Origin of the sequence: Actinacidiphila alni (assembly GCF_900112845.1) — a bacterium.
GTDB lineage: Bacteria > Actinomycetota > Actinomycetes > Streptomycetales > Streptomycetaceae > Actinacidiphila > Actinacidiphila alni.
In genome coordinates this window covers 50,867-72,863 of record NZ_FONG01000021.1, presented here as the reverse complement: position 1 = coordinate 72,863, position 21,997 = coordinate 50,867, and the positions used below count along the sequence as shown (strand labels likewise).

The 21,997-nt window shown below is 72.2% G+C and carries 17 protein-coding genes; 11 read left to right on the top strand and 6 right to left on the bottom strand.

Going from position 1 to position 21,997, the window contains the following annotated elements; all coding sequences use genetic code 11:
* Positions 1-53 precede the first annotated feature (53 nt).
* Together BM076_RS28190 and BM076_RS28185 are read right to left on the bottom strand one after the other, a co-directional pair.
* Positions 54-1,469 (bottom strand): aspartate aminotransferase family protein, encoded by a 1,416-nt coding sequence (locus BM076_RS28190; protein ID WP_407640724.1) that lies wholly within the window; start codon positions 1,467-1,469, stop codon positions 54-56.
* Positions 1,454-1,930 (bottom strand): Lrp/AsnC family transcriptional regulator, encoded by a 477-nt coding sequence (locus BM076_RS28185; protein WP_093716622.1) that lies wholly within the window; start codon positions 1,928-1,930, stop codon positions 1,454-1,456. Before BM076_RS28185 ends, BM076_RS28190 begins: the two co-directional genes overlap by 16 nt.
* A gap of 234 nt (positions 1,931-2,164) precedes the next feature.
* Between BM076_RS28185 and BM076_RS28180 the strand changes: the two genes are divergently transcribed.
* On the top strand, positions 2,165-3,601 hold the full coding sequence (locus tag BM076_RS28180) for a gamma-aminobutyraldehyde dehydrogenase (RefSeq protein WP_093716547.1): 1,437 nt from the start codon (positions 2,165-2,167) through the stop codon (positions 3,599-3,601).
* A 113-nt stretch (positions 3,602-3,714) separates the two neighbouring features.
* Here BM076_RS28180 and BM076_RS28175 read toward each other — a convergent pair whose 3' ends face one another.
* Positions 3,715-4,422: a glycerophosphodiester phosphodiesterase gene (locus BM076_RS28175; protein WP_093716546.1), complete on the bottom strand. Its 708-nt coding sequence runs from the start codon at positions 4,420-4,422 to the stop codon at positions 3,715-3,717.
* Positions 4,419-5,525 (bottom strand): adenosine deaminase, encoded by a 1,107-nt coding sequence (locus BM076_RS28170; protein ID WP_093716545.1) that lies wholly within the window; start codon positions 5,523-5,525, stop codon positions 4,419-4,421. Before BM076_RS28170 ends, BM076_RS28175 begins: the two co-directional genes overlap by 4 nt.
* 234 nt (positions 5,526-5,759) lie before the next feature.
* Between BM076_RS28170 and BM076_RS28165 the strand changes: the two genes are divergently transcribed.
* The 8 genes from BM076_RS28165 to BM076_RS28130 all read left to right on the top strand — a co-directional run bounded on the left by BM076_RS28165 (position 5,760) and on the right by BM076_RS28130 (position 15,322).
* Positions 5,760-7,304 carry a gamma-aminobutyraldehyde dehydrogenase gene (locus BM076_RS28165; RefSeq protein ID WP_093716544.1) on the top strand — a complete coding sequence of 515 codons (1,545 nt, stop codon included), beginning with the start codon at positions 5,760-5,762 and terminating at the stop codon, positions 7,302-7,304.
* 77 nt (positions 7,305-7,381) lie between these two features.
* Positions 7,382-8,614 carry an ABC transporter substrate-binding protein gene (locus BM076_RS28160; RefSeq protein ID WP_093716543.1) on the top strand — a complete coding sequence of 411 codons (1,233 nt, stop codon included), beginning with the start codon at positions 7,382-7,384 and terminating at the stop codon, positions 8,612-8,614.
* A gap of 31 nt (positions 8,615-8,645) precedes the next feature.
* Positions 8,646-9,896, top strand: a complete 1,251-nt coding sequence (locus tag BM076_RS28155; RefSeq protein WP_093716542.1) for an ABC transporter ATP-binding protein — start codon at positions 8,646-8,648, stop codon at positions 9,894-9,896.
* On the top strand, positions 9,893-10,849 hold the full coding sequence (locus BM076_RS28150) for an ABC transporter permease (protein ID WP_407640723.1): 957 nt from the start codon (positions 9,893-9,895) through the stop codon (positions 10,847-10,849). Before BM076_RS28155 ends, BM076_RS28150 begins: the two co-directional genes overlap by 4 nt.
* The gene (locus BM076_RS28145) at positions 10,849-11,646 is read left to right on the top strand and encodes an ABC transporter permease (protein WP_093716541.1); all 798 of its coding nucleotides are present in this window, start codon (positions 10,849-10,851) and stop codon (positions 11,644-11,646) included. The genes BM076_RS28150 and BM076_RS28145 overlap by 1 nt, the downstream gene beginning before the upstream one ends.
* Entirely contained in the window at positions 11,643-13,055 is a 1,413-nt protein-coding gene (locus BM076_RS28140; RefSeq protein ID WP_177246656.1) for an NAD(P)/FAD-dependent oxidoreductase, read from the top strand. Before BM076_RS28145 ends, BM076_RS28140 begins: the two co-directional genes overlap by 4 nt.
* A 214-nt stretch (positions 13,056-13,269) precedes the next feature.
* Positions 13,270-13,722 (top strand): hypothetical protein, encoded by a 453-nt coding sequence (locus BM076_RS28135; protein ID WP_093716539.1) that lies wholly within the window; start codon positions 13,270-13,272, stop codon positions 13,720-13,722.
* A 67-nt stretch (positions 13,723-13,789) separates the two neighbouring features.
* Positions 13,790-15,322, top strand: a complete 1,533-nt coding sequence (locus BM076_RS28130) for a CoA-acylating methylmalonate-semialdehyde dehydrogenase (RefSeq protein WP_218160124.1) — start codon at positions 13,790-13,792, stop codon at positions 15,320-15,322.
* On the opposite strand, the gene BM076_RS28125 is transcribed toward BM076_RS28130, so the two are convergent.
* Both BM076_RS28125 and gabT read right to left on the bottom strand, forming a co-directional pair.
* Positions 15,294-16,148, bottom strand: a complete 855-nt coding sequence (locus tag BM076_RS28125) for a phosphatase PAP2 family protein (protein WP_143120663.1) — start codon at positions 16,146-16,148, stop codon at positions 15,294-15,296. The genes BM076_RS28130 and BM076_RS28125 overlap by 29 nt on opposite strands.
* A 158-nt stretch (positions 16,149-16,306) precedes the next feature.
* Positions 16,307-17,638, bottom strand: coding sequence for a 4-aminobutyrate--2-oxoglutarate transaminase (gene gabT, locus BM076_RS28120; protein ID WP_093716536.1), 1,332 nt, complete (start codon positions 17,636-17,638; stop codon positions 16,307-16,309).
* A 314-nt stretch (positions 17,639-17,952) separates the two neighbouring features.
* Here gabT and BM076_RS28115 point away from each other — a divergent pair, with 314 nt between their 5' ends.
* Both BM076_RS28115 and BM076_RS28110 read left to right on the top strand, forming a co-directional pair.
* Entirely contained in the window at positions 17,953-20,331 is a 2,379-nt protein-coding gene (locus BM076_RS28115; protein ID WP_093716535.1) for a type IV secretory system conjugative DNA transfer family protein, read from the top strand.
* Between the two features lie 121 nt (positions 20,332-20,452).
* On the top strand, positions 20,453-21,997 hold the full coding sequence (locus BM076_RS28110; RefSeq protein WP_093716534.1) for a PucR family transcriptional regulator: 1,545 nt from the start codon (positions 20,453-20,455) through the stop codon (positions 21,995-21,997).

Below are 21,997 nucleotides of genomic sequence, written 5' to 3'. Positions count from 1 at the left end.
GGGAGCGGGCCGGCCGGGGGCACCCGGGGACGAGGGGAACCGCGCTGGAAGCGTCAGAGCTTCTTCCATGCCTCCGTCAGCACGCCGCGCAGAATCGCCTCGATGTCGTCGAAGAGGGCGGCGTCGGCGGTGAGGGGCGGGGCGAGCTGGACGACGGGGTCGCCGCGGTCGTCGGCGCGGCAGTAGAGGCCGGAGGCGTACAGCTCCTTGGAGAGGAAGCCGTACAGGACGCGCTCGGTCTCCTCGTCGGTGAAGGTCTCCTTCGTGGCCTTGTCCTTGACGAGTTCGATGCCGTAGAAGTAGCCGTTGCCGCGGACGTCGCCGACGATCGGCAGGTCGTTGAGCCGGCTGAGCGTCTCGAAGAAGCGCGCCTCGTTGTCGAGGACGTGCTGGTTGAGCCCTTCGCGCTCGAAGATGTCGAGGTTGGCGAGGCCGACCGCGGCCGAGACGGGGTGGCCGCCGAAGGTGTACCCGTGCAGGAAGGTGTTGCTGCCCTTGTAGAAGGGCTCGGCGACCCGGTCGGAGACGATGCAGGCCCCGATGGGGGAGTAGCCGGACGTCATCCCCTTGGCGCAGGTGATCATGTCCGGGACGAAGTCGAACTTGTCGCAGGCGAACATCGTGCCGAGCCGCCCGAAGGCACAGATCACCTCGTCCGAGACGAGCAGCACGTCGTACTGGTCGCAGATCTCGCGGACCCGCTGGAAGTAGCCGGGCGGCGGCGGGAAGCAGCCACCGGCGTTCTGCACGGGTTCGAGGAAGACCGCGGCGACGGTGTCCGGGCCCTCGAAGAGGATCTGCTGCTCGATCTGGTCGGCGGCCCAGCGGCCGAATGCCACCGGGTCGTCGCCGTGGATCGGCGCCCGGTAGATGTTGGTGTTGGGCACCTTGCGGGCGCCGGGCACCAGCGGCTCGAAGGGCGCCTTGAGGGCGGGCAGGCCGGTGATGGACAGGGCTCCCTGCGGGGTGCCGTGGTAGGCGACGGCCCGCGAGATCACCTTGTACTTGGTGTGGTTGCCGTTGAGCTTGTGATACTGCTTCGCCAGCTTCCAGGCCGTCTCGACGGCCTCGCCGCCGCCGGTGGTGAAGAAGACCTTGTTGAGGTCGCCGGGCGCGTACTGCGCCAGCCGCTCGGCCAGTTCGATCGCCTTGGGGTGCGCGTAGCTCCAGATCGGGAAGAAGGCCAGCTCCTGCGCCTGCTTGTACGCGGTCTCCGCCAGCTCGTGCCTGCCGTGCCCGGCGTTGACCACGAACAGCCCGGACAGACCGTCGATGTACCGCTTGCCGTGGTCGTCGTAGATGTACGTGCCCTCGCCGCGCACGATGGTCGGCACGGGCGCGTTCTCGTACGACGACATGCGGGTGAAGTGCATCCACAGGTGGTCGCGGGCGGTCTTCGAGGAGGCGTCGGACGACACGGGCGAGGCGGAGGAATCGGAGGAAGGCGTCATGGCTATCGGGTTCCCCAGGTGTAGGTCTGCTTCCGCAGCTTGAGGTAGACGAAGGTCTCGGTGGAGCGCACGCCGGGCAGCGCGCGGATCCGCTTGTTCACCAGGTCGAGCAGGTGGTCGTCGTCCTCGCAGACGACCTCCACCATCAGGTCGAAGGAGCCGGCGGTGACGACGACGTAGTCGACCTCGTCCAGCGCGGTCAGCGTGTCGGCGACCGGATCGATGTCGCCATCCACATTGATGCCGACCATCGCCTGCCGCCGGAAGCCCACGGTGAGCGGGTCGGTGACGGCGACGATCTGCATGACGCCCTGGTCGAGCAGTTTCTGTACGCGCTGTCGCACGGCCGCCTCGGACAGGCCCACGGCCTTGCCGATCGTCGCGTACGGACGGCGTCCGTCCTGCTGGAGCTGTTCGATGATCGCGTTGGACACCGCGTCTATCTGCGGCGCCGCGCCGTTCCTGTCCCGAGTGGCCACGCGCCCCACTGTGCAGGAGAGGTCGACGGTCGCGCAAGCCCTCCACGATGAAAACCGTTGCTCATGGCCCTCTGGGGTACCGAATCGGTTGTTGGGGGGTGGTGGGTATGTCGAATACGGCAGTCCTGCGGCTAAGCTGGAGGCGTCTCAGCACGTGGACATCCGGCGGCGCCCACCCCGCGTCCCGGGTGGCCGCCCGACCGACCGGACTCGTACGACCAGGGAGCAAGCGCCGTGACCGAACTCCGTACTCTGCGCAATTACATCGACGGAGAATTCCGTGACGCCGCCGACGGCCGCACCACCGATGTGGTCGATCCGGTGACCGGCGAGGCGTACGCGACCGCGCCGCTGTCCGGCGCTGCCGATGTGGACGCGGCGATGGCCGCCGCCGCGGCGGCCTTCCCGGCCTGGCGCGACACCACCCCGTCGGAGCGGCAGAAGGCGCTGCTCAAGATCGCCGACGCGATCGAGGCGCGGGCCGACGAACTGGTCGCGGTGGAGAGCGAGAACACCGGCAAGCCGATCGGGCTGACCGCGAGCGAGGAGATCCCGCCGATGGTCGACCAGATCCGGTTCTTCGCGGGCGCCGCGCGGATGCTGGAGGGCCGCTCGGCGGGCGAGTACATGGAGGGCATGACGTCGATCGTGCGGCGCGAGCCGGTCGGGGTCTGCGCGCAGGTCGCGCCGTGGAACTACCCGATGATGATGGCCGTGTGGAAGTTCGCCCCGGCGGTCGCTGCGGGCAACACCGTCGTCCTCAAGCCGTCCGACACCACGCCCGCCTCCACGGTGCTGCTCGCCGAGATCCTCGGCGGCATCCTCCCCAAGGGCGTCTTCAACGTCGTCTGCGGTGACCGCGACACCGGCCGCGCGATGGTCGAGCACCCGGTGCCCGCGATGGCCTCCATCACCGGCTCGGTCCGGGCCGGCATCGAGGTCGCCGGGTCCGCCGCCAAGGACGTCAAGCGGGTCCACCTGGAGCTGGGCGGCAAGGCGCCCGTCGTGGTCTTCGAGGACACCGACATCGCCAAGGCCGTCGAGGACATCGCCGTCGCCGGTTTCTTCAACGCCGGGCAGGACTGCACCGCCGCCACCCGCGTGCTGGTGCACGAGTCCATCCACGAGGAGTTCACCGCGGCGCTGGCCAAGGCGGCGGCCGACACCAAGACCGGCCTGCCCGATGACGAAGACGTGCTGTACGGGCCGCTGAACAACGCCAACCAGCTCGCCCAGGTCAGCGGCTTCATCGAGCGGCTGCCCGCGCACGCCAAGGTCGAGACCGGCGGCCACCGGGTGGGTGAGCGCGGCTTCTTCTACGCGCCGACCGTCGTCTCCGGGCTGCGGCAGGACGACGAGATCATCCAGCGCGAGGTGTTCGGCCCGGTCATCACCGTGCAGTCCTTCACCGACGAGGAGCAGGCCGTCGCCTGGGCCAACGGGGTGGACTACGCGCTCGCATCCTCGGTGTGGACCAAGGACCACGCGCGCGCCATGCGGATGTCCAAGCGGCTCGACTTCGGCTGCGTGTGGATCAACACCCACATCCCGCTGGTCGCCGAGATGCCGCACGGCGGCTTCAAGCAGTCCGGCTACGGCAAGGACCTGTCGGGCTACGGCTTCGAGGACTACACGCGGATCAAGCACGTGATGACGTCGCTGGACGGCTGAGCCCTCCCCGTACCGGTACGGTCCGGCCCCCGCGGAGAAGTGCCCGCGGGGGCCGGACCGTGCGTACGAGACTGCCTACGGTCGTACGGGACTCACGCCCGGACGGACGGGACTCACGCCCGGACGGACGCGGCGCGCTTGACCAGCAGCCGCTGGAAGGTGTCGAGGCGGTTGGTGGTCACCGCGTCCACGCCGAGGTCGAGCAGCCGCACCATGTTGCGCCGCCAGTCCGCCGTCCAGGCGCCGACCAGCAGACCGTGCGCCGCCGCCCACCGTACGGTCGACTCGTCGACGAGGCCGAAGCGCAGATTGATCCAGCGCGGGCGCAGCTCGTCCAGCAGCGACTGCGGCGGCCGGGCCACCGTCTTCCACGTCATGGCGATCTCGGCGTCCGCGTCCCGTTCGCGCAGGGTGCGCATCGCGCCGAGCCCGCCGCAGTAGTAGACCCGGTCGGCGACATCCGCCTCCACGACGGCGGCGAGCGTCGGCTCCACCTGGTCCACCCCGGTCAGGTCGAGCATCATCCGGCCGCCGGTCGGGTGCCGGCGCAGCTCGGCGAAGGCGTCCGCCAGGGTCGGCACCCCGCCGTCGGTGAGGTCCGTGACGTCCTTCGACGTCAGGTCGCCGACCGCCTCCGGGACCTTCCAGAGCCGCTCCAGGGTGTCGTCGTGCAGCAGCACCGGCACACCGTCGGCCGTCATCTTGACGTCGACCTCGACCGCGCCGGCGCCCTTGACCAGCGCGGACCGCACCGACGGCAGGGTGTTCTCGCGGACCACGTACGGGTCGCCGCGGTGCGCGACCGCGATCGGCGCCGTCATGATGCCGTCCGCGCGCCGGGCCCCGCCGCCGTGTATGCCGCCGCGTACGCGTCGATCTCGGCGGCCAGCGCCCGCTTGCCCGCCGCGTCGAGGAAGGACGCCTCGACGGCGTTCCGGGCGAGGGCCGCGACCCCGGTGTGGTCCAGGCCGAGCAGCCGGGCGGCGACCGCGTACTCGGTGTTCAGGTCGGTGCCGAACATCGGCGGGTCGTCGCTGTTCACGGTGACCAGGACGCCGGCCGCCACCATCTCCTTCATCGGGTGCTCGTCGAGCGTGGCCACCGCGCGGGTGGCGATGTTGGAGGTCGGGCAGACCTCCAGCGGGACGCGGTGCTCGGCCAGGTGCTCCAGCAGCCGCGGGTCCCGCACCGCGCTGGTGCCGTGGCCGATCCGCTCGGCGCCCAGGTCGCGCAGCGCGTCCCAGATCGTCTCCGGCCCGGTGGTCTCGCCCGCGTGCGGCACGCTGTGCAGACCGGCGGCGCGGGCCCGGTCGAAGTACGGCTTGAACTGCGGGCGGGGCACGCCGATCTCCGGGCCGCCGAGCCCGAACGAGACCAGGCCCTCGGGTCGCAGGTCGAGCGCCAGGTGCGCGGTCTGCTCGGCCGATTCCAGGCCCGCCTCACCGGGGATGTCGAAGCACCAGCGCAGCGTCACGCCCAGCTCGGACTCCGCGGCCTTGCGCGCGTCCTCGATCGCCTCCATGAACGCCTGCTCGTGGATGCCGCGCCGGGTCGAGCTGAACGGGGTCACGGTCAGCTCGGCGTAGCGGATGTTCTGCCGGGCCATGTCCCGCGCCACCTCGAAGGTGAGCAGCCGGACGTCCTCGGCGTCCCTGATCAGGTCGACCACCGAGAGATAGACCTGGATGAAGTGCGCGAAGTCCCGGAAGGTGAAGAAGTCGGCGAGCGCGGCCGGGTCGGCGGGGACCGCGGAATCCGGGTGCCGGGCGGCCAGCTCCGCGACGATCCGCGGCGACGCGGACCCCACGTGGTGGACGTGCAGCTCGGCCTTGGGGAGCCCGGCGATGAAGGCGTCCAGGCCCGCGGGACCGGGGCCGCCGGAGGGGCCGGTGCCGGGTACGGGGCCGGGTGCGGTGTCGGGCATGCGGTGTCCTCCCAGGGGCCGGTGCGTGCGGTTCATCGTAAACGGCGCCCTCGGACAGCCAGGGAAGGGACGCGGACCGTCGTTCCGGCCACCGGATGTGCACAGAATTCGTCGCGTAACCAAAAGGCAACAACGGAATCACTTGTTGAAGGGCGGCTCCTCTGCCAGGATCGGCGACCAATCCAGACTTTGGCCACGCCGCCAGATGTGGGCGCGGAGGCGAGGAGAACGGTGATGGACCACGCGACGGACGCGACCGGCGCCACGGATGCGGATGTGGCCGACGTGCTGGAACGCGTCGCGGGCGGAGCCCAGTACATCGACGGCCGGCCGCGGGCCGGCGGCGGCGCCCCGCACGCGGTGGTGGACCCGGCGACCGGCCGCACGGTGTGGAGCTACGCCACCGCGGGGCCCGCGGACGTGGACGCCGCCGTCGCCGCCGCGAAGGCCGCCCTGCCCGGCTGGGCGGCCACCGCGCCCGCCGAGCGCTCGGCCGTACTGCACCGGCTGTCCGCCGCCCTGGACGCCACGGCCGGTGAACTCGCCCGCGCCGAGACCCTCCAGTGCGGCAAGCCGATCAGGCTCAGCAGTGGCTTCGACGTGCCGGGCACCGTCGACAACACCGCCTTCTTCGCCGGTGCCGCCCGCCACCTGGAGGGCAAGGCGGCGGGGGAGTACAGCCCGGACCACACCTCGTACGTGCGGCGCGAGCCGGTCGGTGTCGTCGGTTCGATCGCGCCCTGGAACTACCCGCTGCAGATGGCCGGCTGGAAGATCCTCCCGGCGGTCGCGGCCGGCAACACGATCGTGCTCAAGCCGTCGGAACTGACCCCGCTGACCGCCCTGCTGTTCGCCCGGGCCGCCACCGAGGCCGGACTGCCCGACGGCGTGCTCAACATCGTCACCGGCACCGGACCCGTCGCGGGCGAACACCTCGTCACGCACCCCGATGTCGCGATGACGTCCTTCACCGGCTCCACCGCCGTCGGCACCCGGATCGCCGCGCTCGCCGCGGGCACCGTCAAGCGGCTGCACCTCGAACTCGGCGGCAAGGCGCCCTTCGTGGTCTTCGACGACGCCGACCTGGAGGCGTCCGTGCACGGCGCGGTCGCCGCCGCGCTGATCAACAGCGGCCAGGACTGCACCGCCGCCACCCGCGCCTATGTCCAACGCCCGCTGTACGACGCCTTCGTGGCCGGTGTCGCCGACCTGATGGCGACCGTGCGGCTCGGTGACCCGGCCGACCCGGCCACCGACCTCGGCCCGCTGACGTCCTTCGCGCACCGCGACCGTGTCGCGGCCGTCGTCGAGCGGGCCCGCGCGTACGCCACCGTCGTCACCGGCGGTAGCGCGCCCGGCGACAAGCTCGCGGCCGGCGCGTACTACCGGCCGACACTGCTGACCGGCGCCCCGCAGGAGAGCGAGGCGGTGCAGCGGGAGATCTTCGGCCCGGTGCTCACCGTGCTGCCCTTCGACGGCGACGAGCAGGGCCTGGCGTACGCGAACGACACCCCGTACGGGCTGGCCGCGTCCGCCTGGACGCGGGACGTCTACCGGGCCGGGCGGGCCGCGCGGGAGATCACCGCGGGCTGTGTCTGGATCAACGACCACATCCCGATCGTCAGCGAGATGCCGCACGGCGGCGCCAAGCGGTCCGGTTTCGGCAAGGACATGTCCTCCTACTCCTTCGAGGAGTACACCCAGGTCAAGCACGTCATGTCGGACAACACCGGGGTGGCGCGCAAGGACTGGCACCGCACCGTCTTCGGAGCCGTCTAGCACCCCACGTCCCCACGTCCCGCACATACCCCAACGTCCCGTCACGTCCGTCACGTCAGCGGAAGGGCACACCACCCATGGAGCACCACGAGACCCTGTCCCCGCCCCAGCGCGCGGCGCTGCTCCGCAGCATGAACGGCGGACGCGCCGCCCTCGGCCGCCGGTCGCTGCTGCGCGCCGCGGGCCTGGGCGCCGTCGCGACCGCGGGGCTGACCGCGTGCGGCATCCCGGCCGCGGGCCGCAAGGGCGACACCGCCGCGTCGACCGACCACTCGGCGCAGGAGAAGGTGGTCAACTTCTCCAACTGGGACCAGTACATCGACGTCAGCGACGACGGCAAACACCGGCCCAGCCTTGAGCAGTTCACCAAGGCCACCGGCATCAAGGTCGACTACACCGAGGACATCAACGACAACGTCGAGTTCTTCGGCAAGATCAAGCCCCAACTGTCCGCGGGGCAGGACACCGGCCGCGACCTGATGGTGCTCACCGACTGGCTGGCGGGCCGGATGATCCGGCTCGGCTGGGTGCAGCAGCTGGACGCCGCGCACCTGCCGCACGCCTTCGCCAACCTGGAGCAGCGCTTCCGCAGCCCCGACTGGGACCCGGGCCGCGCCTACTCCTACCCCTGGGCCGGCATCCCGACCTGCATCGCCTACAACAAGAAGGTCACCAAGGGCCGCAAGGTCACCTCGGTGTCCCAACTGCTCGACGACCCCGCGCTCAAGGGCAAGGCCGCGATGCTCTCCGAGATGCGCGACACCGTCGGGATGACGCTGCTCGACATGGGCAAGAAGCCGGAGACCGTCACCGACGACGACTACGACGCGGCGCTCTCCCGGATCCAGGGCGCGGTCGACAAGGGGCAGATCCGCAAGTTCACCGGCGGCGAGTACACCGACGGGCTCAGCAAGGGCGACATCGCCGCGTGCATCGCCTGGGCCGGTGACCTGGTGCAGCTCCGGCTCGACGACCCCAACATCGAATACGCCTTCCCGGCCGCCGGATACATGACGTCCACCGACAATCTGCTGATCCCCGCCAAGGCGCGGCACAAGACCAACGCCGAGCGGCTCATCGACTGGTACTACCAGCCGCGGATCGCCGCGGAACTGGCCGCGTACACCACGTACGTGTCGCCGGTGATGGGCGTCCGCGAGGAGCTGGCCAAGATCGACCAGTCGCTGGCCGACAACCCGCTGATCATCCCGAACGCACAGATGAACGCCACGTCGCACGCCTTCCGCTCGCTCAGCGAGGACGAGGACACCCGGTACGAGGCCAAGTTCTCCAAGCTCATCGGCGCCTGACGCCCCCGACGACGACTCACTTGGACCCCTCATGACGACGCCAGAAACGCTCAACGGCCCGGCCGACAAGGACGCCGCCGCCACCGCCGTGTCCGGCACCGCGGCCGAAGCCCCGGCCGACGCCGTACGCCTGACCGGGATCAGCAAGACCTACGGCTCCTTCACCGCCGTCCACCCGCTCGATCTCACCGTGCCCGCCGGTTCGTTCTTCGCGCTGCTCGGTGCCTCCGGCTGCGGCAAGACCACCACCTTGCGGATGATCGCCGGACTGGAGGACCCGTCGTCGGGCTCGGTACGGCTCGGCGGCGCCGACGTCACCGCGCTGCCGCCGTACAAGCGGCCGGTCAACACCGTCTTCCAGAACTACGCGCTCTTCCCGCACCTCGACGTCTTCGAGAACGTCGCCTTCGGGCTGCGCCGGCGCGGCATCAAGTCGGTCAAGAAGCAGGTCGCCGAGATGCTCGACCTGGTCCAGCTCGGCGCACTGGCCCGCCGCAAGCCGCATCAGCTCTCCGGCGGCCAGCAGCAGCGCGTCGCGGTCGCCCGCGCGCTGATCAACCAGCCGCAGGTGCTGCTCCTCGACGAACCGCTCGGCGCCCTCGACCTCAAGCTGCGCCGCCAGATGCAGCTCGAACTCAAGCGCATCCAGACCGAGGTGGGCATCACCTTCATCCACGTCACCCACGACCAGGAGGAGGCCATGACGATGGCCGACACCGTCGCGGTGATGAACGCCGGACGCGTCGAGCAGATGGGCGCCCCCGCCGACCTCTACGAGAACCCCGCCTCCACCTTCGTCGCCAACTTCCTCGGCACCTCCAACCTGATCGAGACCGAGGTGCTCGGCGCCGACGGCGACACGCTGACGCTCGGCGCCGCGGGCGAACGGCTCACGCTGCCCGCCGCCCGATGTCGCCCCGACGTGACGGCCGGCGGCCGGGTGCTGGCCGGGGTGCGGCCGGAGAAGATCACCCTGGCGCACGCCGACGACGCCGACGCGATACCCGCCGGCCGCAACCAGGTGCGCGGCACCATCGTCGACTCCAGCTTCATCGGCGTCTCCACGCAGTTCGTGATCGACAGCCCCGTCTGCCCGGAGCTGGAGGTCTTCGTGCCCAATGTGGAGCGCGACGGCCGCCTGCTGCCCGGCGCCCCCGTCGTCCTGCACTGGAACCCCGAGCACACCTTCGGCCTCGACGCCGCCCAGGACATCGACGCCGGGACCGACACCGACACCGACGCCGAGTCCGGCACCGCCTCCGCCGGCGGGGGCGCCGCGTGAGCGCCGCGACCGCCCCGGTCGCCGGGCCCGCGCCGCTGCCGGACCCCGCCGCGCCCGCCCCGCTGCCCGCCGCGCTGAAGAAGGCCGCCCGCAGGCGCCGTGCCGTGCCGTACCTGCTGCTGCTCGCGGGCGTCGCCTGGCTGCTGGTGTTCTTCGTCGCCCCGATGGTCTACCAGGCGTCGACCTCCGTGCAGACCGGTTCCCTCGACGAGGGCTTCAAGGTCACCTGGCACTTCTCGACCTACTGGGACGCCTTCGACGCCTACTGGCCGCAGTTCGTGAAGTCCCTGGTCTACTCCGGCATCGCCACCGTGCTCTGCCTCGGCATCGGCTACCCGCTGGCGTACACCATCGCCTTCCGGGCCGGACGCTGGCGCAATCTGGTGCTGATCCTGGTGATCGCGCCCTTCTTCACCAGCTTCCTGATCCGCACCCTGGCCTGGGAGACGATCCTCGCCGACGAGAGCCCGCTGGTGCACTTCCTCAACACCATCCACCTGCTGGACGTCACCTCGGCCCTGGGCATCACCGAGGGCGACCGGGTGATGGCCACCCCGCTGGCCGTGGTCTGCGGCCTGACGTACAACTTCCTGCCGTTCATGATCCTGCCGCTCTACACCTCGCTGGAGCGGGTCGACGGACGGCTGCACGAGGCGGCGGGCGACCTGTATGCGACCCCGTTCACCACCTTCCGCAAGGTGACCTTCCCGCTGTCCATGCCGGGCGTGGTCGCGGGCACCCTGCTCACCTTCATCCCGGCCTCCGGCGACTACATCAACGCCGAGTTGCTGGGCTCCACCAACCAGAAGATGATCGGCAGCGTCATCCAGTCGCAGTTCCTGCGGGTGCTGGACTACCCGACGGCCGCCGCCCTGTCCTTCATCCTCATGGCGGTCATCCTGGCGATCGTCATGGTCTACGTCCGCCGCGCGGGAACGGAGGAACTGGTCTGATGCGTCCGATCCGCTGGCTGCGCAAGAACCTCGTGGTCGTCTTCGGGGTGCTCACCCTGGTGTACCTGATCGTGCCGAACCTCGTGGTGCTGCTGTTCTCCTTCAACAAGCCCAACGGCCGCTACAACTACACGTGGACCCGCTTCTCCACCGACGCCTGGCAGCACCCCTGCGGCGTCGCGGGCATGTGCGACTCCCTCACCCTCAGCCTGAAGCTCGCCGTGTACGCGACGATCGGCGCCACCGTGCTCGGCACGATGACCGCCTTCGCGCTGGCCCGCTACCGCTTCCGGGGCCGCGCCACCACCAACATGCTGATCTTCCTGCCGATGGCGATGCCCGAGGTGGTGATGGGCGCCTCGCTCGGCACCCTCTTCCTCAACATGCGGATCCAGTTCGGCTTCTGGACCATCCTGATCGCGCACATCATGTTCTGCCTGAGCTTCGTCGTCGTCGCCGTCAAGGCCCGCGTGATGAGCATGGACCCCCGTCTGGAGCAGGCCGCCCAGGATCTCTACGCCTCGCCGACGCAGACCTTCCTGCGGGTCACGCTGCCGCTGGCCGCGCCCGGCATCGCCGCGGGCGCGCTGCTGTCCTTCGCGCTCTCCTTCGACGACTACATCATCACCAGCTTCAACGCCGGCAACACCGTGACCTTCCCGATGTTCGTCTGGGGCTCCGCGCAGCGCGGCACCCCGGTCCAGGTCAATGTGATCGGTACGGCGATGTTCGTGATCGCGGTGCTGCTCGTGCTGGCCGGGCAGCTCCTCGGCAGCAGTCGCAGAAAGGTGCGGTGACCGCAGTGACCACCAAGGACGCAGCCCGCTCGCTCGCCGAGGCCGAGCCCCGGCCGTACTGGCTGGACGACCCCGGCCGGCCGGACCCGGAACCCGCGCTCACCGGCGACGAGAGCTGCGACCTGCTGGTGGTCGGCGGTGGTTACAGCGGGCTGTGGACGGCGCTGCTGGCCAAGGAGCGCGACCCCGGCCGTGATGTGGTGCTGATCGAGGGGGACAGGATCGGCTGGGCCGCCTCGGGCCGCAACGGCGGCTTCTGCGCCGCCAGCCTCACCCACGGCGCCGCCAACGGCCTCGCCCGCTGGCCGGACGAATTCGACACCCTCCAGCGGCTCGGCGCCCGCAATCTCGACGCCATCGAGGAGGCGGTCGCCCGTTACGGCATCGACTGCGACTTCGAGCGCACCGGCGAGATCGACGTGGCGACCGCGCCGCACCAGTACGAGGAGCTGCGCGAGGCCGCCGCCCAGGGCGCCGAGCACGGCCTGGACGTCACCCTGCTCGACCGCGACCAGGTGCGCGCCGAGGTCGACTCGCCGACCTTCCTCGGCGGCCTGTACGACCGGCACGGCGTGGCCATGCTGCACCCGGCAAAGCTCGCCTGGGGCCTGGCCCGCGCCGCCAAGGAGGCGGGCGTACGGATCCACGAGCGCACCCCCGGCAGCGACCTGGGACGGCACGGCACCGCGCTCGCCGTCCGCACCCCGTACGGCAGGGTGACCGCCCGGCAGGTCGCGCTCGGCACCAACGCCTTCCCGTCACTGGTGCGCCGGACCCGCCCGTACACCGTGCCGGTCTACGACTACGCGCTGATGACCGAGCCGCTGACCGACGAGCAGCGCGCGGCCATCGGCTGGAAGGGCCGCCAGGGGCTCAGCGACAGCGCCAACCACTTCCACTACTTCCGGCTCACCGCCGACAACCGCATCCTGTGGGGCGGCTACGACGCGGTGTACCCGCGCGGCGGCCGGATGCGCGCCGAGTACGACCAGCGGCCGGCGACCTTCCTGCGGCTCGCCGAGCACTTCCGCACCTGCTTCCCGCAGCTGGCGGACGTCCGCTTCACCCACGCCTGGGGCGGCGCGATCGACACCTGCTCGCGCTTCTCCGCCTTCTTCGGCACCGCGCACGGCGGCAGGACCGCCTACGCGGCCGGCTACACCGGGCTCGGCGTCGGTGCCACCCGCTTCGGCGCCGAGGTGATGCTCGACCTGCTGGCGGGGGAGGAGACCGAGCGGACCCGGCTGGAGATGGTCCGCAGGAAGCCGCTGCCCTTCCCGCCCGAGCCGCTGGCCACCGTCGGGATCGGCCTCACCCAGTGGTCGCTGGCCCGCGCCGACCGGACCGGCGGGCGGCGCAATCTGTGGCTCAAGGCCATGGACCGCGCCGGCCTCGGCTTCGACAGCTGAGTCATGTCCTTTCGACAATCACGCAGGTCATGCGCTGATCCGATCATCGGCCGCGCTCCCGGATGAGCGAACCGGCGCACAACACCCCCGCGCTGTGAGCCTGTTCACTACCAATGAGTAGTGAAACCCGCGTAATGATCCGCGCCCAACCCGCTCTCTCCCCTGACAGCGACCGTCCACGGCGGTCGGCACGGAAGAAGCGGAGGGGCCGGTCATGGTCAGCACCGGTGCGAGAAGCGCGGTCGAGTGGCTGGTGTCGGTGGCGGCGGACCCGGAGGGCTGCCGGTGGGAATGGGAACGCAACCCGCTGGGGGTCGCGCTGCTGCCCGCCGGACGGCTGTGGGACGTCCTGATCCTCACCGGGGAACTGGGCTATCCCACCCTGGACGTCCTCGCCCGGCTCGTGGAGCGGCCGGGCCCGGTGCTCGCCGACTTCGGCGACTCCCGGATGGGGTTCTTCGTCCCGCCGGGCACCGCGGCACGCTGGCTGGCCACCGGCGTGCGCACGGCAGGACGCGGCACCTGGATCGTCGTCCCGTACCCGGGCCGGGCCACCGGCGGGGTGCGGTGGCTGGTGCCGCCGGACGGCAGCGGGCACCTCACCGACCCGGTGCTGCTGGAACTGGCCATGCACGAGGCCGCCGCCCGGATCGCGGACGGCGGCTGACGACAGGCACCGCGGCGAGCCCACCGCACGGTGCTTGTGACCGGCTCCCCGGCGTGGGGAGACTGACATGAGACATCGACGGAAGGGTCAGCCCGTGACGACCAAGCACATCACCCACTGGATCGCAGGCAAGGGCTGGACCGGCGGCGCGGAGCGGCACGGCGACGTGTACGACCCGGCGACCGGCGCGGTCACCGGGCAGGTGGACTTCGCCTCCGCCGACGTCGTCGACCAGGCGGTCGACGCGGCGCGCGAGGCGTTCCAGCAGTGGCGGCACACCTCCGTCGCCAAGCGCACCGGGGTGCTCTTCGCGTTCCGCGAACTGCTCAACGCGCGGCGCGACGAACTGGCCGCGGTCATCGTCGCCGAACACGGCAAGGTGCACTCCGACGCCCTCGGCGAGGTCGCCCGCGGCATCGAGGTGGTGGAGTACGCGTGCGGCATCCCGCAGCTGATCAAGGGCGGCTTCACCGAACAGGCGTCCACCGGCGTCGACGTCTACTCCATCCGCCAGCCGCTCGGCCCGGTCGCGATCATCTCGCCCTTCAACTTCCCCGCCATGGTGCCGATGTGGTTCTTCCCGCTGGCCATCGCCGCAGGCAACACCGTCGTCGTCAAGCCGTCCGAGAAGGACCCTTCCGCCGCGAACTTCCTCGCCGGGCTCTGGCAGGAGGCCGGCCTGCCCGACGGCGTCTTCAACGTCGTGCACGGCGACAAGGCCGCCGTCGACCGGCTGCTGGAGCACCCCGACATCAAGGCCGTCTCCTTCGTCGGCTCCACGCCGATCGCCCGCTACGTGTACGAGACCGGCACCCGGGCCGGCAAGCGCGTCCAGGCGCTCGGCGGCGCCAAGAACCACATGCTGGTGCTGCCCGACGCCGACCTGGACCTGGCCGCGGACGCCGCCGTGAACGCCGGCTTCGGCGCCGCCGGCGAGCGCTGCATGGCCGTCTCGGTGCTGGTCGCCGTCGACCCGGTCGGCGACGGCCTGGTCGAGCGGATCAAGGAGCGCATCAAGGGCCTGACCGTCGGCCCGGGCTGCGCCGCCGGGTCCGCGATGGGCCCGCTGGTCACCGGCGCGCACCGCGACAAGGTCACCGCCTACCTGGACTCCGGCGTCGCCGACGGCGCCGAACTGGCCGTCGACGGCCGCGGGCACCCCGTCACCGGCGCCGAGGGCGACGGCGGCTTCTGGCTCGGCCCCACCGTCTTCGACCGGGTCCGCCCCGGCATGTCCGTCTACGACGACGAGATCTTCGGCCCGGTGCTCTCCGTCGTCCGCGTCGCCTCCTACGAGGAGGGCCTGGCGCTGATCAACGCCAATCCGTACGGCAACGGCACCGCGCTGTTCACCAACGACGGCGGCGCCGCCCGCCGCTTCCAGCACGAGGTCGAGGTCGGCATGGTCGGCATCAACGTACCGATCCCGGTGCCGGTCGCCTACTACTCCTTCGGCGGCTGGAAGTCCTCGCTCTTCGGCGACACCCACGCCTACGGCGAGGACGGGGTGCGCTTCTTCACCCGCGGCAAGGCGATCACCCAGCGCTGGCTCGACCCCTCACATGGGGGCATCAATCTGGGCTTCCCGACGAACAGCTGACGTCACCGGAGGCCGGCTCGGGCGGCCCGCTGAACAGCGCCGCCGCCGCGAACCACGCCAGCAGCGTCACCGTCAGGCACCAGCTCGCCAGCACGTCCAGCGGCCAGTGGAAGTCGCACCACACCAGGGCGACACCCACGGCCGCCTGGAGCGTCAGGGTGCCCGCGGTCAGCGCCGTCCTGGCCGCCGGGCGGCGCACGTACGGCAGCAGGAGCAGCAGCGCGAGCCCGTACGCCACCGCCGAGGTGCCGGCGTGCCCGGACGGGAAGTAGCCGTAGCCGTCGGTCCTGGGCACGGTCCGCCCGGGAGCGGGGCGCAGCACCGCGGCCTTGACCGTGTTCACCGCGACCGGCAGCAGGGCCATCGTCACCACCGCGGCCAGCGGCGGCAGCCACCAGCGGACCACGGCCGCCCGCCGCCCCAGCCAGCCGGCCAGCACCACCGCGGCCAGCAGCACCGGCACCGCCACCTGGATGTTGCCGAAGTCGCTGATCACCTGCGCGGTGCCGTGCGCGCCCGGGTGCGCGGCGTCCTGCCGGCGGAACCAGCCGAGCACGCTCCAGTCCCGGCCGACCATCCGCCCGTCCGTCTCGACCTGCCAGGTGAGCAGCGCGAAGAGCCCGGCGCCGACGGCGCTCAGCAGCAGCAGAAAAGTCAGCCGCCCCGGAACAGGGGGGAGAGTTCCGGGGCGGCCATGGCGATCGCCGTACCGCTCGCCCCGGGGGGTGTGGGACGAACGGCCGACCGATCGGCGAGGAGTGCCGGGACCATCGATCCCGGCGGTGTCGTGCGCGAGGGCACTGCTGAGCCGGTGTTGGGGATACACCGGCGCGGTGTCGCCCGAGGCGCTCCCCTTCGGAGACCGTCGCGAGCGGGTTGTTCTGCTGAAACCGTACGTCACCAGGGCCGCCGCGCGGCCCGGGATCACCCGTCCGCCATCAGGCCCGCACACCTTCTTCACGTCCCCCCATTCCTTACCGCCGGTCACACCCCGGCGAAGGCCGCCTCGATGATGTCGAGGCCCTCGTTCAGCAGATCCTCGCCGATGACCAGGGGCGGAAGGAAACGCAACACGTTCCCGTACGTCCCGCACGTGAGCACGACGAGCCCTGCCGCGTGGCAGGCCCGCGCCACCGCGCCGGTCAGCGCCGCGTCCGGCGTCGTGGTGCCCGGCTCGACCAGCTCCACCGCGATCATCGCGCCGCGCCCGCGGACCTCGCCGACCGCCGGGTACTTCTCCTGGAGGGCGGTCAGCCGGGCCGTCATGATCTCGCCGATCCGCCGCGCCTTCGCCGGCAGATCCTGCTCCTTCATCGTCTCGATCGCGCCGAGCGCCGCGGCGCACGCCACCGGGTTGCCGCCGTAGGTGCCGCCGAGGCCGCCCGCGTGCGCCGCGTCCATGATCTCCGCGCGGCCGGTCACCGCCGCAAGCGGGAGTCCGCCCGCGATGCCCTTGGCCGTGGTGATCAGGTCGGGCACGATGCCCTCGTCCTCGCACGCGAACCACTGGCCGGTGCGGCAGAAACCGGTCTGGATCTCGTCCGCCACGAAGACGATGCCGTTGTCCTTCGCGAACTGCGCGATCCGCGGCAGGAAGCCCTTGGCGGGCTCGATGAAACCGCCCTCGCCCGCGATCGGCTCGATCACGATCGCCGCCACGTGCTCCGCGCCGATCTGCTTGGTGATCATGTCGATGGCCTGCGCCGCGGCCTCCTCCGCCGCGTTCTCCGGGCCGGTCAGCCAGCGGAAGCCGTACGCCAGCGGCACCCGGTACACCTCGGGCGCGAACGGCCCGAAGCCCTCCTTGTACGGCATGTTCTTCGCGGTCAGCGCCATCGTCAGATTGGTGCGGCCGTGGTAACCGTGGTCGAAGACGACCACGGCCGGGCGCTTGGTGTACGAACGGGCGATCTTCACCGCGTTCTCCACCGCCTCGGCGCCGGAGTTGAACAGCGCCGTCTTCTTCGCGTGATCGCCCGGCGTCAGCTCGTTCAGCGCCTCGGCGACCTCCACGTACCCCTCGTACGGCGTCACCATGAAACAGGTGTGGGTGAAGTCCGCGAGCTGCGCGCCGGCCCGGCGCACCACGGCCTCCGCGCTGTTGCCGACGGAGGTGACGGCGATACCGGAGCCGAAGTCGATCAGCCGGTTGCCGTCCACGTCCTCGACCACGCCGCCGCCGGCGCGGGTGATGTACACCGGCAGCGTCACCCCCACGCCGTCCGCGACCGCGGCGGACTTCCGCGCGGACAGCTCCTGGGACTTCGGGCCGGGAATCGCGGTCACCAGCTTGCGTTCCTGCGGAAGTGCGGTCATGTCGGGTGTGCTCCTCACGCCGGGGGCGTCACTGTCGGTCCTGTCGGCCGGTGCGGTCGTGTCCGGACGGTCGTTGTCGGCTCTTTCCCGCAGGTTAGGCCGGGTCCCGGCCCGCCCGCACACGCCGATAGGTAACACTGCCCCGCGGCGATGCGCCGTAACGGCCAGTGCGCGCGCCGCCGCCCGTGACCGTCCGGGGCCCCGCCGCGGCCGTCCCGGGCCGTTCCCCGGCCGCCAAGATCCTTTTACGGCGGTAGCCGCTCGACTACATTGAGCGCATCGTCGGCGACGAGGGGCAAGGGGCGAACTGTCCAATGGATGCCAGGGATGCCGGTCCCGGACACGGCCGGGGCACCGGGGAACACGCGTACGGCACCGCCCCGGGGCGGCCGCCGCACCCGGCACGCCCCGTGCCGCGGCCGGCCGCGCCACCGCCGATCCCCGCGCAGGCGCCGCCCGTCTCCGCCACGGAAGCGTGGCTGCGCACCCCGCGGATCTCCGACGCGCCCGGCATCTACGCCTACGGGCACGTGCCCCGCGACCCCGACCGCGTCCCCGACGGCCGGGTGCTCGGCCGGGCCCTGCTCGGCCTGGTCGCCGGCATCTTCGTGTGGTCGCTGCGCAACAACGGCTTCCTGCCCTGGTGGCAGTTCCCGCTGCACATCCTCACCCCGCACAGCTGGTCCTTCAGCGGTCACCTCACCCGCCCCGAGGTCTTCACCCAGAACCTCTACAGCGTGCTGTCGGCGGCCGTGATGGTGTGGCTCTTCGGCCGGCTCGGCGCCTGGCCGGAGGCGGCCCGCCGCTTCCTGGACACCCGGGCCCGGCGCGGCTGGTTCGCGCTGGCCGTCGGCGTCCTCGTCTGGCAGCTCAGCTGGACCGGCTACGTCCCCATCCTCGACACCGTCCTCGACCTCTTCCCGTACTCCTGGATCAGCGGCGGCGGCAACGCCGACCGGGCCGCGGCCGTCACGTACACCATCTACGCCGCCGTCGCCGCGCTGATCGCCTACCCGTGCGCGAAGTACGGCGGCTGGTTCGGCCTGACCGACTGGGACGGCGAGCAGGCCAAGGACGCCGCGCCCCGGCCCAAGGTCCAGGCCCCCGACCCACTGGCCCCGACCCCCGCCGACTGGCCAGAACTGCGCGCGGCCGGGCGCTCCGACGCCGCCGACCGGCTCGCCCGCGAGGTGAGCGCCGGGAAGATGAACGACGTCGACTGCGTCCGCATCCGGCAGGCGTGGAACCGCACCCGGCAGCGCCCCCGCGAGGTCCTCGCCTTCACCGACCAGGTGCGGCGGCTCGGCGGCGGCGCCTGCCTGCACCCCTCGGGCGACCGCGACCTCGCCCACCGGACGGCCCCGCACGACCTGCTCGGCGGCCAGGTCAGGATCGGCCGCGGCGCCGAGGACGAGCGCAACTCCTTCGCATACCGCGGCTCCGGCATGGCCCTGGAACCCGCGCTGCTCGGCACCGGACTGCTCGTCGTCGGCCCGCCCGGCGCCGACCGCACCCGGCACGTACTGCGCCCGGTCGCCGAATCCCTGTGCCTGCAGGCCCTCACCGGCGGCGCCGCCGTCATCGTGGTCGCGGACGCCGACACCGACCTCGGCCCCGACGAGGCGTACGACGTCGTCATCGCGCCCGGCGACCCCGACAGCCGCTACAGCCTCGACCTGTACGGCGGCGGCACCGACCCCGACCGGGCCGCCCTGCTGCTCGCCGAGGCCCTCGTCGACGGCCCCGAGGCCGAGCAGCGCCGCGCCGCCGCCGCCCTCGGCCAGCTCCTCGGCCCGTACGCCGCCGCCCACGGCCGCTTCCCCACGGTCCCGGTGCTCCGCGAACTGCTGGACGGCGCGCCCGAGGTGTACGAGGAGCTGAGCCGCGCGGTGACCGCGGCCGGCCGCGACGACCTGTTGCGCGAACTCGACGCCCGGCTGCGGCAGTCCGCCAGGCCCGGCGACATCGGCAGCGACCTCGCCAACCGGATCGCCGTCCTGGACCGGCCCGCCTTCGCCGCGTCCTTCGGCGACCCGGCCCCCGGCGGCACCGAACCGCCCCGGCCGTTCTCGATGGAGGCACTGGTCCACCCCGTCCGGGTCCGGGTCGAACTGCCCGAGCGCGGCCACCCCGCGGCCTCCCGCATCCTGGTCAGGCTGCTGGTCGCGCAGTTCACCGCCGCCGTCCGCGACCGGCGCGCCGGAGCCCGCTTCGCCGGCCTGGTCGTCGACGACATCGGGCAGGCCGTCACCGCGGGGACCGTCCGCGCCCTGGCCGCGCTGCCGACCACCCGGGCGGGCATGGCGCTCGGCCTGCGCACCCTGGACGACGTCCCCGAGCCGCTGCGCGGCCCGCTGGTCGCCGCGGCCGGCTGCCGGATGGCGCTGGCCGGGATCTCCGCCTGGGACGGCCGGTTCTTCGCCGAGACCTGGGGCACCACGCGGGTGGAGTCCCGCGAGGTCACCAGCGTCGACCAGTCCGGCACCATGGCCCAGCGCGCCAGCCGCGTCGCCCGCCGCATGATCACCGGCCGGGTCGTCGCCGCCGACGCCGTCACCGTCCGCGAGGTGGAACGCGAACGCTGGTCGGCCTCCGACCTCGCCCACACCGTGCCCGCCGGGCACGCCGTCCTCTCGCTGACCACGACCGGCGGGAACAGCGCGCCGCCGGTCCTGGTCGACCTGCGCGGGTAGGGCGGGCCGGGGAATGTACGGTGCGGCACAATTGAAGACGGCGACCACTACCGGTCGGCCAAAATCCGGCCGGTCACCATCGGGCCGGCTCCCCTCCGGCCCCCTCCCGTACCAGGTCCGCATGCCCCTCACACTCGCCTCGCTCGCCCACCACCCGGCACTCAAGCTCGCCGTCCGCGCCGGCGGCGACCGGCTGGGCGACACCGAGGTGCGCTGGGTCCACACCAGCGAACTGGACGACCCGGGACCGTATCTGGAGGGCGGCGAACTGCTGCTCACCACCGGCATGAAGCTCGCCGTGGACGACCCCGGGCACATGCGCGACTACGTGGCGCGGCTCGCCGCCGCCGGTGTCGTCGGCCTCGGCTTCGGCGTCGGGGTCGGCCACGACGCGGTGCCGCCCACCCTGGTCGCCGCGGCCGAACAGGCCCGGCTGCCGCTGTTCGAAGTGCCGCGCAGGACGCCCTTCATCGCGATCAGCAAGGCCGTCTCCGCGGCCGTCGCCGCCGAGCAGTACAAAGCCGTCACCGCGGGCTTCGAGGCCCAGCGCGAACTGACCCGCGCCGCGCTCGCCCCCGACGGCACCGCGGCCCTGCTGTCCCGGCTCGCTCAGCACCTCGACGGCTGGGCCGCGCTCTACGACTCCTCCGGCGCCGTCCTGGCCGCCGCCCCGGACTGGGCGGGCCGCCGGGCCGCCCGGCTGGCCGGCGAGATCGACCGGCTGCGCGACACCCCCGCCCCGGCCAGCGCCGCCGTCGCGGGCCCGGCGGGCACCGAGGACCGCGTCGAACTCCAGTCGCTGGGCACCGGCCGCCGCCCGCGCGGTTTCCTCGCCGTCGGCACCGAGGAGCGCCTGGAGACCGCCGACCGCTACGTCGTGCACGCCGCCGTCGCCCTGCTGACCCTCTCGCTGGAGCAGTCCCGCAGCCTCCAGGACGCCGAACAGCGGCTCGCCGCCGCCTTGTTGCGGATGCTGCTGGCCGGCGAACCCGAGCACGCCCGCGCGGTCGCCAGCACGCTCTACGGCTCCCTGCTCGACCACCCCGTGCGGGTGCTCATCGCCGAACCCGCCGAGCCGAACTCGGCGCCCGGCGCCGACGCTGTCACCCGGCTCGGCGAACGCGCCGAGGCCGTCGCCGCCCGCTCCGGCGACGCGCTGCTCGCCGTCCGCGAGGGCCCCAGGATCGTGGTGCTCGCCGCCGAGGAGTCCGTGGCCCTGTCCACCGCGGCCGACCTCGCCGAGGCCGAGGACACGCTCGCCGCCGGCCTGTCCGCGCCCGTCGCCCCCGCCGACGTCCCCGAGGCCCACCGGCAGGCCGAACGCGCCCTGGCCGTCGCGCTGCGCCGGGGCCGCAATCTCGTCGAGCACGGCGAGGTCGGGGCCGGCTCCGTCCTCCCGCTGCTCGCCGACGACGCCGTCCGCGCCTTCGCCGAGGGCCTGCTGCGGCCGCTGCGCGACCACGACGCGACCTCCCGCGGTGACCTCGTCGCCTCCCTCCACGCCTGGCTCTCCCACCACGGCCAGTGGGACGCCGCCGCCGCGGACCTCGGTGTCCACCGCCACACCCTGCGCTACCGCATGCGCCGCGTCGAGGAGATCCTGGGCCGCTCCCTGGACGACCCGGACGTCCGCATGGAGCTCTGGCTGGCACTGAAGGCGGGCTGA